This is a genomic window from Chryseobacterium rhizoplanae (assembly GCF_900182655.1).
In the GTDB taxonomy this organism is placed as follows: Bacteria; Bacteroidota; Bacteroidia; order Flavobacteriales; family Weeksellaceae; genus Chryseobacterium; species Chryseobacterium rhizoplanae.
The window spans coordinates 59,577-73,387 of record NZ_FXTC01000006.1 but is presented as its reverse complement, the minus strand read 5'-3'; the positions used below and the strand labels follow the sequence as shown (position 1 = coordinate 73,387).

The following is a 13,811-nucleotide window of genomic DNA, read 5'->3' as shown; positions in this document are numbered from 1 at the left end:
TATTCAATATTAAAATTCTAATTGCAGTCCTACCAAGATTGTTCTTACAGCAGGGTAAGTATAAAGGTTATATGCTCCCGGAACAAACAATGCTGTAGATTCACCAGATCCTACTGAAACTTCAGGTTCTCCGTGGAATTTAGTCACTGTAAATAAATTCTGTCCCTGTACGTATGCTCTAAGCTTATTGATAGGTGATTTGTCTCCTAAAAATGCTTTATCAAATGTATATCCTAATGTAAGTGATCTTAATCTTAAGTAATCTGATTTTTCAATCCACTGATCAGAATCACGCATACCGTTTGAGTCAACTTTCTGGAATACTCCTGTGTCTCCAGGATTTTGCCAAACCTGAGCAGCAGCCTGAGCCATATTTCTACCTGCAACAGCCAATGTTGGATCTACAGCAGCAGCGTACATGTTGTTATAAGTATATCCACCTAACTTGAATGTGAAATCTGCACTGAAATCAAGTCCTTTGTATTGAACTGTAGTTCCGAATCCACCAAAACTTTTTGGGAATGGAGATTTATCGGTAATAGGAACTGCATTAGATGCGCTGTAAACATCTGTAACATTTCCTGCCTTATCATAATATAATGCTTTTCCATTGCTTTGATCTACTCCGGCAAATCTAACATTATAGAACACATATGGAGTTTCTCCTACTTTCATATAAGTATCTCCTAGGTTTCTTTCAGTCTGACCGTCTGCCAGCTTATCAAGAATTGATTTCTGGAAAGAGATATTGGCATGTAAGTTCCATTGGAAATCCTTCTTTTTGATTACATCTACGCTAAGCTCAACTTCAAGACCTTTCTGAGACATATCTCCCGCATTGATATACTGATAGTATCCTCCTTCCTGCTTGTCCAAAGGTACAAGCTGTACGAAATCTTTTCTCTTATTCTTATATACTTCTACGGATCCACGAACTCTTCTGTTCCACATCGTGAAATCTACCCCTAAGTTGGTGATCGCATTAGACTCCCATTTAAGATTGCTGTTACCAATGATATAATAACCTTGCGAAGATGTACCAGGATATGAAGTACCATTAGCTCCATATAAACCATAACTGATATTATTAACGTTATAGTAGTCTGGTAAAGTACCATCGTTACCTGTTGTACCGTAAGATCCTCTAAGCTTTAAATCATTAATAAATCCACCTTTCATGAAATCTTCCTTCGCAATATTCCAGGCAGCACTTGCAGACCAGAAAACACCACTTTGGTTATTGGCACCAAATCTTGATGAAGCATCTCTTCTCAATGATCCTGTTACCAAATATTTACCTTCATAATCATAGTTTAGTAAACCTGCTAAGCTGAATAAAGTATTTCTTACCTTAACTCCGGTAAATGTATTTCTGTCAGAAGGTGTTGTGATAGAAGGAACATTGATTACCGGAGATTTCAATCCGTAAGCTCCACCATTCATTGTTTCGTTGTAGTTATCGTTATATTCGATAAATCCTAAGAAATCAAAGTTGTGGCTTCCGTATGATTTTTTATAGTTAATGGAGTTGTTCCAAGTATAATTAAACGTGTAGAATGAATTTTTGTTCAATGAACCTGTAGGAACTTTGTTCACTGTAATATCCAGGTTTGAACCTTTTTTCAACCATTGAGTTCCCATGTACCAATCGAAAAGTCCGTTGAAGTTTGTTTTAAACTTCAGACCATCGATAATTTTATATTCAGCGAATAAAGTTACCGGAATTCTCAGTCTCTGATCATCTAATCTATAATTACGGATTTGTTCAACAACGTTGGAACCCGCTCTCATTGTTTGATTATAACTTCCATCCGGGTTATAAACCGGCTCATATGGAGCATATTTATACATTGCTCCAAATGGGTTCTGAGTATTGTTTCTGTCTCTGAAATTCTGAGTTTCCTGATACTGAACTCCAAGGTTGATACCAACATTCAGTTTTTCACTCAGTTTATTTGTAAATCCAAAGTTACCTGTATATCTCTTAAGTCCGTCGATATCTCTGATAATCCCGTTATCAGAATCATATCCTAAAGAGTAATAGAAAGTACTTTCTCTGGAACCTCCTTGCGCACTAAATAGGTAAGACTGAATGCTTGAAGGCTTTAACAGGTCCTTTTGCCAGTTGTGATCATAAACAGCAAGCGCATCTATTTCCTGTTGAGATCTTGGTTTAAATCCAAGGTACCCTAATTGATTCTGGAAATCCATCAATTCCCTGGAATTCATCATAGTGTAATTTTTGTCTCTCAACTTTTCACTGAAACCAAACTTAGTTTCAAATGAATAGTGAGTTTTCCCGGCTTTTCCGGCTTTAGTAGTTACCACTACTACTCCATTTGCTCCTCTCGCACCATACTGCGCTGTAGCAGCAGCATCTTTAAGAATTGAAATAGACTCTACGTCTGCAGGGTTGATTGCACTAAACTGTCTCGCAGTCATATACATACCATTTACTACATAAGTAGGCTCTGAAGAACCACCAACACCGGCAATACCTCTTACCTGAATGGTAGCAGCAGCACCTGGCTGCCCGGTAGTACTTTGTACAAATACCCCTGAAGCTCTACCCTGTAAAGAGTTACCGATAGATGTTGTAGGAGAATTTCTTCTGATTTCGTCACCCCCAACAACAGCCTGAGCCTGGGTAATTTCATCTGCTTTTTTCTTCTGGTATCCAGTAACGATTACTTCATCGATCTTATTCTCCTTCAGAACAGAATCATTCTTAGATTTTTGTGCAAAAGCAGCTTGCCCTAAAAAGAACAAAGCACCAGCACTTAATACATGTAACTTCACATTCATATTAACAGATTTTAATATATTCAAGGGACAAATATGTCGATAAATATCTATACCATCAATTCATTAAACGCTGAAAACAGGCTTCCAGAACGGGCAGATTCACACCTATACTTAAAAAATGGTGTAAAATCATTTTAATTGTATTTAAAAAATTAACAAAAAATAAGTCAATTTAAACATTAACGGAATTTTAATAAATTTTAAAATTAAAATCAACTTTCATTAATTTTAAATAAATAGTTAAAAAAATAAACATAAAATATTACTATTAACGAAAATAATCAAACGAATAAATTCTTAATTGCCTTTAAAATGGAGAAAAAAACGCCTTATTTTCTTAAATTTTACATAAAAAAGGCACTTTAAAAGGCAGATACCCCTTATTTCAAGACAGGGATATTCAGATTAAAATAAAAAACCGTTAATATACTATATAGAGAATTCGATTAAAACCAGTAAAATTTTCTGTGATAATACATGTAATTTATTAACCATTTCTCTCTTAAAATTAAAAATAATTCAACCTTAGAAATTTTAAAGGCATTCCCCGTTTTTGCATGTATAAAAAAGTAAAGCACCCCAAAAGAGAGGTGCTTTATATGATAAATAAGATAATCTTACTTCTGATAACTGTAATATCTCGCTCCGACTAAAACCGGATTTTCAGTCTCAATAGAAACAAGTCCAAATCCTTTATAATTTCTGATTACAGATTCTTTCAGTTGCTTTCTGTGAAGTTTTTCATAGGTTTCAAAATTTACAGCAGTTCTCTGATTCAAATTTTCGAATACATTCCATTTTTCTGCTACTTTTTTCCAGTTCTCAGAAACTTTTCCTGCAAACACTTTTGATTTCGATCCGCTTCCATAGCCTACAAAGCCAATTTCTTCCCCTGAAAGTTCTTCATTTTCGTTAAAAGAAGTTTGTAATGCCGAAAGAAAGGCCATAAAAATAGAAGCGGTGTACATATTCCCTATTTCCGAAGAAGCTCTCTGGGTTTTTTCTATTTTTTGGCTGATTAATTTTAAATAGTCTTCAGATTTTGCAACGGCTTTCTGTTCCTCTGCTGTTTCATAGGACATACCATTCTCCAAGCTATAGATTTCAGTAAAAACTCTTTTCCCGTGAAAAGCATACGGAAGATGGAAAATAATATACTTCCAGTTTTCATAAGGTTTTTTCTGTCCTGTTATTTCTTTATAATGATGGTAAGCTTCTTTTATTCTATCCTGATAGCATTGGTTAGAATATTGTCCGTCAAAGACAGGTTCATCCGTAAAAATTTCAATTTTTTCAGGATATGTTTCCGGAGCATCTTTCAGGTCTTCTTTATTATAGGTTCTTCTCGGTTTGAAAAAATCAAAGACACTTTCTGAAGCAACTCCCCAGTTATTTTCAATTTCAAGAAGATCAGGCTGTGAAGAAATCAAAAGAGCAACCGCTCCTCCTCCTTGAGTATATTCCCCTGAAGAGGCCAATTCATATTTGGCATAATCACTGGCAATCACTACTGCTTTTTTATCAGGATTCACCCTTACAAAATCAAGGGCATTATGCAGTGCATCTACACCTCCTACACACGCAAAAGTCATGTCCAGCACATCACAGTTTCTGAAACATCTGGTTCCAAACTCCTCTTCCAACACCTGTTCTACCATTTGTACTGCATAAGATGCCGTAGGTTTTGCTGCATCTACAGCACTTTCTGTTCCCAGATATACTCTGGCTATTTCTTTAGGATTGATATGATAATCTTGTATAAGCTTCAGTAATGCTTCTGCTGCAAAGGTTGCTGCGTCTTCGTGAACATCAGAAAGTCCCATTTTATGAAGACCTAAGCCTTTTTCCAATTTCGCTGGTTCTATTCCTCTTTTTTCCGCTAAGTCCTTAATCTCCAAATATAAACCAGGCACATAATAGCCCGCTGCCTCAATTCCAAAACTCATAATTGTCTAAATTTTAAACGAATTTATGAAAGATAATGCAAAAAACAACTGTGAAAAATACCAATTTTTACAATATTATCAAAATACTGTACGTTTTATAATATATTTCAATCTATTAGCCGAATAAGAAAAAAAATAAAACCGACAGTTCTGCCGGCTTTATCTACTTATTTATAATTCTCAATCGCTTTATTGAGGACATCAATCTGTTTATTAATGCTCGCTGCATTTTGTGGATTCTGTTTCAGCAGTTCCATTTTTTTGCTTAAGCCATCTTTCAGCATCTGAACCATCATCATTTTAGCCTGTGGATTGTCTGCCATCTGGTTCTTGGCATATCCTGCAATTTTCGTAATACTTTCTGTTGCTTTCAGATTATCGGAAGTCATGATCCAGTTGAAACCATCTTCTGCTGCTTTCCCTAATTCCGGGTTCTGGAACTTAATAAATGGATAAAAGGTGGCAAGAGGAGCAATATTCTCTATCTGAGAAGTAATTCTGTTTTTTACAATAATTGGAAGCAACTGTGCCTGCAGTTCATCCGATGCTCCTTTCATATCAATTTTATCTGCCAGGCTATTTGCTCTTGACGGATCAATAGAAAGAAGTGCACTCATTGAACTTCCTTTCACAGCATTGGAAACGGCATTCATTCCTTTTTCAAATAAAGGAAGATATTTTTTGTCTTTTGTTTTTCCTAAAGCCGTAATAGCCGCCGCCTGTGTTAATGTTTTAGGATCATTGGAAGCCAGTTTTTCAACTTCAGCACCTAGCGCCTTCATTTGTTCAGGATTAGTGAGGTCTATTAAATTCAAAGCTTTTATTCTTACTCTGAAGAAAGGATCTTTCAATGCGGCAGCCAATAATTTTACTGATGCAGGACTTTTTCCAGCCTGATCTTTGATTCCCGTTAAAGCAAGATATCTGCTTTTAAACTCTTTAGAGTTTGTAAACTGCATCAGGTTCTGTTCAGGAGTTTTTGTATCCGTGATTTCGGCTAATAAAACACCGTCTGCATTAATATTTATCAGATCAGGGGTCTTAGAAACATCAAAACTGAATGTATTTTTTGCTTCTGCATTTACCCAGACATTGTATCTTTTAGGTTTTCCGTTGTCATATACATCTATAGCCAGAGGAAATTCAAATGGTTTTTCCTGGGTTTGGTTTATTGTAACAGCAACCTGTTTTTTCACAGGCTCAAATGTAGAGGTATAATTAATCTTCGGATTTCCGCTTCCAAAATACCATTGGTTGAAGAACCAGTTCAGGTCTTTCCCTGATACTTTTTCAAAAGACAGTCTCAGCTGATGAGCTTCTGCATTCTGATATTCATTGGTTTTCAGGTAATCATTCATTCCTGCAAAGAAGGCATCATCTCCAAGATAGTTTCTCAGCATATTTAAAATACCTCCTCCTTTTTGATACGTCACCAGGTCAAAAACATCTTCACGGGACTCATAATTGAACCTTACCAGATTCTTATTAAAGTCTGATGGGTTGTGAAGGTAGTTGTTCACATCAGTCATCAGGTGATAATCTGCCTGATCTTTTCCGTATTTATATTCATTCCAAAGGTATTCGGAATAGTTCGCAAAAGATTCATTGACTGTAAGATTACTCCAGCTTTCTGCTGTAACTAGATCTCCAAACCAGTGATGGAACAATTCATGGGCAATAGTATCTTCCCATGTATTTTCATCGATAAGCTGACCGGGTTTTTGAAGGATATCACTTCCATGAAGGGTTGCTGTGGTATTTTCCATTGCTCCACTTACATAATCTCTTCCTGAAATCTGCGCATATTTTGCCCATGGATAATCATAGTTCAGTTTTTTGGAGAAAAATTCAATCATTTCCGGAGTATTTCCGTAGATCTGTTTGGCGTAAGGCTCGTATTCTTTTTCAATATAATAATCAACAGGAATATTTTTCCATTTGTCTTTTACAATAGCATATTCACCTACTCCCATAAAGAAAAGATAGGTAGAATGTCTTTTATCCATCACCCAGTGATCTGTCCTAAGCCCGTTGGATTCCTTTTTTGATTCTTTCAGAAGGCCATTGGAAAGGGTTACATATTTATCAGGAACCGTCATATAGATTTCCTGTGTTGTCTTTTGGTTAGGTTTATCAATAGTAGGAAACCAAGCAGAAGAAGATTCTGTTTCTCCCTGTGTCCAGATTTGTGTAGGTATATCCGGATCTGTTCCCTGAGGATTAATAAAATAAAGTCCTTTTGCATCATTGATAGCCATACTTCCCTGTTGCTTTACTTCATTCGGACGGGATGTGTATTTGATGTAGACTGTATACTCCTGATTTTTCTGATATGTTTTATCAAGGCTGATCTTCAGGACATCATCTTTGTAATCATATTTCAAAGGAGATTTCTTTCCGTTATTATCAAGAGCTACTTCATGAATCAGCATTCCTTTTGCATCAAGCGTAAGTTCGTTTGCAGCATAAAAATAAGGTGAAGCAGTAAGCCATTCTTCCCCGTTCATCTGTTCTTTCTGATAATCGAAATTTACTTTCAGCTTTGTGTGTTTAAGTTCCGTTACTTTGGTGGGAGTAGCTCTGTAAACTTTTTCCCTTCCTGAAGTTTCGGTTTGTGCTGATACATTGGCGGAAAATAAAATCCCGAGTATAGCAATTGATAAAATGGCCTTTCTCATCTGTCTACATTATTATTTTTAGAATTATTTTTTTATGATGATATCGAAAATATCATTCACTAAGGTTTCATAGTCCCCTTTTTTAAGCTGTTCCTTTGTCTTTGCAAAAGCTTTTTTAAGTTCACTTTCCGGATTTTCATCATCCACTATTTCTGTTGAAGCGACTCCTTTTAATTGAAGTACTGCATTTTTCAGCGCCTCAATGTCTGCGTTTTCTTCAATATTAATTTTTAAATACTTCATGATGTACTTTTAAGCATTTGAAATTTATGATCTGCAACCCACCATGTATCTCGATTAAATGGCCAGGAATTGCTCTTTCAAATGTAAGAAACAATTGCCAAAGAAAGTGTACTAAGGGTTTATATTCTTATTCCCAAACTTATGAGCACAGATAATGCCATCTATTAACTTTAAAGTAATAGAAGAAAATAAAAAAATTAAAGTGATATAAGGATATTAAATCGCCACAGGCGCTTTGATTCCCGGATGTGGATCATAATTTTCCAGACTGAAGTCTTCGAAATCAAAATCAAAGATATTTTTAACTTCCGGATTCAGTTTCATTGTCGGAAGCGCTCTCGGCTCTCGTCTCAGCTGTCTGTTGACCTGCTCAAAGTGATTATTGTAGATATGAACATCTCCGAAACTGTGAACATAATCTCCCACTTCCAGATCACAAACCTGCGCTACCATCATCAACAGCAATGCGTAGCTCGCAATATTGAAGGGTACTCCAAGGAAAACATCAGCACTTCTCTGGTAAAGCTGCAGGGAAAGTTTACCGTCTGCTACATAAAACTGAAACAAGGCATGGCAAGGTGCCAAAGCCATATTGGGAATTTCTGCAACATTCCAGGCAGAGACAATCAGTCTTCTGGAATCCGGATTTTTTTTAATCTGGTCAATTACTTCTGTAATCTGATCCACAACCTTTCCGTCTGCACCGCTCCAGCTTCTCCACTGCGCTCCGTAAACCGGTCCCAAATCTCCATTTTCATTAGCCCATTCATCCCAGATGCTTACTCCGTTATCTTTAAGGTATTTGATATTGGTATCTCCTTTCAGGAACCAAAGAAGCTCGTAGATAATAGATTTCAAATGCACTTTTTTTGTCGTTACCAAAGGGAATCCTTTAGACAGATCATATCTCAGCTGATATCCGAAAACACTTCTTGTTCCAGTGCCTGTTCTGTCAGTTTTATCAGTTCCGTTATCTAAAATATGCTGTAAAAGGTCCAGGTAGTTTTGCATTTTGAATGAGATTTTAAGTTTCAAATTTAGTAAAAACCATCAAAAAAAGCACTCATTTTTATGAATGCTTTTTATAGGCCTGATGTCTATTTTCTATTAAACAACTGTATATCTGTCATCTAACCCATATTAATTTTACCATATATTTTCAATGGTCTGATGAATGGTATTGACGGTGAATGACTCTCCTGCTTTTTTACCATACATCACTTTTACCAAGGGAGATTCTGCAGAAACCGTCATGATTTTCTGCTTCTCTGAAACAATTTCGCCCATGGAAACAGCAATATAAAACAATCCTTTATTGGTTTTCACCAAAGCTCCGTTCTGAACTTTTTCTGAAGGGTCTGAAGTTATTTTCTGTAAAACAGTCAGCTGATTCAGTACTTCGTTAAGCTGTCTCTGCAGGTTATTAATTTCCTGCTGAAGCATTTCTCTTCCTGTTTCGTATTTGTCACCCATTGAACTTTTCGTATCGTTATTGGAAGCCCGTGTTTCTGCAATAAGGTTTTCAAAATACTGGATTTTATCGGATGCTTTTGTTTTAACTATATTGATTATTTCCTGTTTGTTCATTGTAATGATGGATTTTTATTGTACCTGGTAAACCACCCCGTCAAAATCATAGATTTTGACACCCCTCCAGCGGAGGGGAATTAGGTACTGCTTAGTGACTATTCATTAAGAGATTAAAATATAAGCCGAAGATTTAAATATTATTTTTCAAATACGGCATAATCCGAAACTTTGAAGCTAAAGTCTTTTCCATGACTGAAATCTCTTTTGGTTTTATCAAAAACATTTCTGAATGTTCCGGATACATGGTCATCTTCAATTGAAAAGTTAACAGGTTCTTTCGACATATTTAAAACCACCAATACTTCGTCGTTTCCATTTTTTCTTACGTAGGCCAGAATCTTATCATTGGCTGTCGTGTTGAGAAGATAAGTCGTTACGTTAGCATCTCCTCCTCGTAAGGCCGGATTGGAAGCTTTTAGATCTAATAATGTTTTATAGAAATCGGCAACCTGATAAGTATTTGTCCATTTGATGACATCTTTTTCGAAAAATTCAAGTCTTTTCATATTCGGAAGTTCCTGCCCTGAATACAATAGCGGAACACCATTCCATGTTGCAGAGAATACTGCCATAGGTTTTGTGATGACTCCATATTTTTCATATTCGGTTCCGTTCCACGAATTTTCATCGTGGTTTGTAGTGAACCATGCTCTCATTGAAGCATCTCCGATATTGGAATATTGTCTCAGAAGATCTTTTAATTCCTGAAGAGGTTCATTCTTTTTATAATAATCAGCAGATTTATGCATCCATTTCCAGGAATAGCTGGCATCGAAAACTTTACCGTATTCAGGGCTTTCCAGCTCGTCAAATTCTCCCAGCCAGAAAAGAGGTTTTACTTTTTCCACTTCGGGACGGGCCTGCACCCAGAAGTCTACTTCTACCCATGAAGCGAGATCACATCTGAAACCATCAATATTGGTTTCCTGCACCCAGAATTTCATGGCATCTATCATAGCCTGACGCATTTCCGGATTTTTATAATCCAGCTCAATAATATCATCCATTCCGGAAGCGATATGGAATTTTCCGTCCGGATCTTTCTGATAAAATTCGGGATGAGTTTTCGTCCATACATGATCCCAACCTGTATGATTGGCCACCCAGTCTATAATTACTTTGAATCCCAATCTGTGTGCTTCATTCACCATATCTTTAAAATCCTGCAGTGTTCCGAATTCAGGATTGATGGAAGTATAATCTGAAGCTGCATAAGGGCTTCCCATACTTCCTTTTTTATTCTGCTGGGCAATGGGTGTGATGGGCATAAACCAAAGGGTTTTTATTCCCATAGATTTCAGGCGGGGCATTTCTTTTGCAAACGCTTTGAAAGTTCCTTCCTGGGTATATTGTCTTATGTTTACTTCGTAGATATTTGTATTATGTTTCCAATCTTTTGGCAGTTCTGTCATTTTCCTGGTATTTTTTCGAGTGGTACAGGAAACAATTCCCAGACCAATTACAGCTAACAAAATTAATTTTTTCATTAAACTATTTTTAACAAAAGTAAGGATTGTTTTTTGGGAAAAGGCAAAATTTGCGGACAGATGAACAGACTTTTTGATGGTATCCGGTGGATTTTCTTTTTTATTTTAAAATCTTTCAAAAAACCCAACCGTTATGGAGAAAACACTATTCTGTCTTTTTCATATGAACCTTCTTTTATGGTATCAGAATATACTTTCGAGGTTATAAACTCATCCGAATCTATTTGTAACTCTTCTTTTACGGTTCTTCAACCAGAGATTTGGTGTTCTCAACCTGTCAATAGAACCTGAAGACCTAGCATGAGCACTTCAAGACCTCCAAATAGACTTCCCGAACCTCAAATGATGCTGTTTTACCCTTAGCATTTAAAAAAAAGCCCCGGATTAAAATCCGGGGCCAGTATATTGTATTGACTATCTTTCGTCATCATTGTCATCCTCATCATCAAAGACATCGTCATTGTAGTCTTCTTCTTCCTCATCATCGAAACTGTCGTCTTCATCTGAAAAGTTTCCTCCTGATACAAAGTCTTCATCAAAACCAAACTCATCATCTGCCAAAGGCATTGCTGATTTCTTTTTGGATCCTCCGGCACTTCCGTTTTTGCTAGGGGCCTTCAACGGAACGTTTCCGAATCTGTATACTGTGATAGGATAGTTAACTCCTTTCGTTTCTTCAATTACTTCTACAAGTTCACAGAAAAATTCCCAAAGGTCAAGAAGCCCATATTGGAACTGTGCTTTGTCGCCTACACTTTCAAAAGCTTCATCAATGTAAACATCTGACATAATCTCACCATCACCATCATCACTCATATCTTCCAATGGGACACTTTTTACGATTGTTCCGTCATTTTCTAACAGATTAAAAGTAGAAAGCTCATCTCCCTGCAGACTGAATGCACTTTTAATTCCTAAGTGTAAGTTCCATAACGTTTGTTTTCCCTTAACTTCTACATCACGGAAAATATCTTCTTTCGCATCTAATATTACGCGGATTTTGTAAACCATATCAGTTTCTTAAATTACTTTTTTGCCTTTATAATTATGATAAATCTCTGGTGCAAATATATAATAAATGACATGTGACAAAAAAATATTTCAGGATTTTTTAAATTATTTTTTTTCCTTACATTTTGCCGGAATTATTTACTTTTTTCGAGCATAAAACTAAATTTCGTCCCTTCAAGGTACACGCTTTCTACAGTAATATTTTCGTTATGTGCTTCAAGGATATGTTTTACGATGGCTAATCCCAACCCTGAACCTCCTTCTCTTCTGCTTCTGCTGGTTTCCACACGGTAAAATCTTTCGAAGATCCTTGGAAGAATCTCAGACTTGATTCCCATTCCGTTATCTATTACTTCAATCAGCACCTTATTTTTGAGGATACTGGTCTTTACGATTACTTTTGCTTCCTGTCTGTTGGCATAATGGATCGCATTGGAAATAAGATTAATAAAAACCTGGGAAATTTTCTGTTTATCAGCTTCCACAAAAATCTGTGGATGAAGGGTCTGGATCTGTAATGTAGTATTTCGTTTTTCAGCCTCAAGATCAAGCAGATCGAAAATCTCTTTAATGAGAAGGTTGACATCGAATTTTGAAACGGTAAGATTGATCTCGCCTGCTTCCAGCCTGTTGATCATGTCAAGATCTGTTACAATCGCGATAAGTCTCTCAACAGATTTGTCAATTCTTTCCAGGTATTTGTCCCGGATGGTGAGATTGTCTACGCCACCGTCTCTTAAGGTTTCTACATATCCCTGAATAGAAAACAAAGGAGTTTTCAGTTCGTGGGATACATTCCCGATGTATTCTTTACGGTAGCTTTCCATCTCTTTCATCATGTCAATTTCTGACACCTGCTGCTGATTGAGATCTGAAAATCTTTCTCCTAATTCTTTGATGGTAATATTTTCATCCTGATTCTGAACAATTTCCTGCGGCAGAAATCCTGAAAGACCTTTTACCTGTTTTCTGCTGTAATAATTGAAAAGAAGTTCCAATACTACGCAATTGATCATAAAGATCAGAATAATACAGATGAAAAGACCCGTTTTGAACAAAGGGGTCTTATAATAGATATCTTTCAGTGAATCGAAGACGACCACCAAAAGAAGCATTACCAGTGTCAGCAGACAAGAGGCAACGAGGGTAAGTCTGTAAAATTTCAATTTTACAACGTTTTAATGATTGAACGTAAAGTTAAGATTCTAAAATAATTAAACGATCAGTTTGTACCCAATCCCTTTTAATGTCTGAATCGTATTGATTCCTAATTTTTCTCTTAACCTTCTGATATGTACATCGATTGTTCTTTCACCAACAATCACATCATTCCCCCAAACCTTTTCAAGAATTTCTTCTCTTTTGAAAACCTTTTCAGTATTGGAAGCCAAAAGGTAAAGCAAGTCAAATTCTTTTTTAGGAAGAAGAAATTGCTGTCCGCTTTTGGAAACTCTGAAATTATCTTTGTCGATAACAAGGTCTCCGATTTCAATTAGTTTTGCATTGTCAGAAACCTGAGAGGTCAGCTGTAATAATGCGTTTACTTTAGAGATAAGGATTTTTGGTTTGATCAGTTTTACGATGTAGTCATTGGCACCCGCCTGAAAACCTGCTAGCTGAGAAAACTCTTCGCTTCTAGCCGAAAGGAACACAATAAGTGTTTTTTGAAGTTCTTTCACTTTACGAAGTTCCTGACAGGTTTCTATACCATCTTTTTCAGGCATCATGACATCTAATAAGATAAGGTCCGGAACAATCTCCTTTGCTTTTTCTATACCTTCGTTACCATTAGTAGCCGTATAGATATCATACCCTTCCTTTTCCAAATTGTAAGACAGAATCTCTAAAATGTCCAGTTCATCGTCTATTAAAAGAATTTTTTTGCTCATCTTCTAGTTTAAGAATTCCCACAAAATTAATTATTTCCATTGATTTCATCTATCTGCCAAATGTTAACTAATTATTAAAAAAATACATTTTAGCATCAGATTATAAAATCAATAAAAAAATTAAATAATAAATACACATAAATCAAATATACGAAACAAAAA

The 13,811-nt window shown here is 36.1% G+C and carries 10 protein-coding genes; all 10 read right to left on the bottom strand.

Going from position 1 to position 13,811, the window contains the following annotated elements; genetic code table 11:
* Nucleotides 1–9: 9 nt before the first annotated feature.
* The 10 genes from FN817_RS14365 to FN817_RS14320 all read right to left on the bottom strand — a co-directional run bounded on the left by FN817_RS14365 (nt 10) and on the right by FN817_RS14320 (nt 13,649).
* On the bottom strand, nt 10–2,805 hold the full coding sequence (locus tag FN817_RS14365; RefSeq protein ID WP_142718564.1) for a SusC/RagA family TonB-linked outer membrane protein: 2,796 nt from the start codon (nt 2,803–2,805) through the stop codon (nt 10–12).
* A gap of 617 nt (nt 2,806–3,422) precedes the next feature.
* Nucleotides 3,423–4,751, bottom strand: a complete 1,329-nt coding sequence (locus tag FN817_RS14360) for a hydroxymethylglutaryl-CoA synthase family protein (protein ID WP_142718563.1) — start codon at nt 4,749–4,751, stop codon at nt 3,423–3,425.
* Nucleotides 4,752–4,918: 167 nt separating this feature from the next.
* Nucleotides 4,919–7,429: a M1 family metallopeptidase gene (locus FN817_RS14355; RefSeq protein ID WP_142718562.1), complete on the bottom strand. Its 2,511-nt coding sequence runs from the start codon at nt 7,427–7,429 to the stop codon at nt 4,919–4,921.
* 24 nt (nt 7,430–7,453) lie between these two features.
* Nucleotides 7,454–7,672: a hypothetical protein gene (locus FN817_RS14350; protein ID WP_142718561.1), complete on the bottom strand. Its 219-nt coding sequence runs from the start codon at nt 7,670–7,672 to the stop codon at nt 7,454–7,456.
* A 216-nt stretch (nt 7,673–7,888) separates the two neighbouring features.
* Nucleotides 7,889–8,683, bottom strand: a complete 795-nt coding sequence (locus FN817_RS14345) for a thymidylate synthase (RefSeq protein ID WP_142718560.1) — start codon at nt 8,681–8,683, stop codon at nt 7,889–7,891.
* Nucleotides 8,684–8,818: 135 nt separating this feature from the next.
* Nucleotides 8,819–9,259, bottom strand: coding sequence for a GreA/GreB family elongation factor (locus FN817_RS14340; protein WP_142718559.1), 441 nt, complete (start codon nt 9,257–9,259; stop codon nt 8,819–8,821).
* Nucleotides 9,260–9,399: 140 nt separating this feature from the next.
* Nucleotides 9,400–10,749 carry an alpha-amylase family glycosyl hydrolase gene (locus tag FN817_RS14335; protein ID WP_142718558.1) on the bottom strand — a complete coding sequence of 450 codons (1,350 nt, stop codon included), beginning with the start codon at nt 10,747–10,749 and terminating at the stop codon, nt 9,400–9,402.
* A gap of 414 nt (nt 10,750–11,163) precedes the next feature.
* Nucleotides 11,164–11,760 (bottom strand): IS1096 element passenger TnpR family protein, encoded by a 597-nt coding sequence (locus FN817_RS14330; protein ID WP_047420987.1) that lies wholly within the window; start codon nt 11,758–11,760, stop codon nt 11,164–11,166.
* Between the two features lie 134 nt (nt 11,761–11,894).
* The gene (locus FN817_RS14325) at nt 11,895–12,926 is read right to left on the bottom strand and encodes a sensor histidine kinase (protein ID WP_142718557.1); all 1,032 of its coding nucleotides are present in this window, start codon (nt 12,924–12,926) and stop codon (nt 11,895–11,897) included.
* A 48-nt stretch (nt 12,927–12,974) separates the two neighbouring features.
* Nucleotides 12,975–13,649, bottom strand: a complete 675-nt coding sequence (locus FN817_RS14320; protein WP_002977493.1) for a response regulator — start codon at nt 13,647–13,649, stop codon at nt 12,975–12,977.
* Nucleotides 13,650–13,811: the final 162 nt, after the last annotated feature.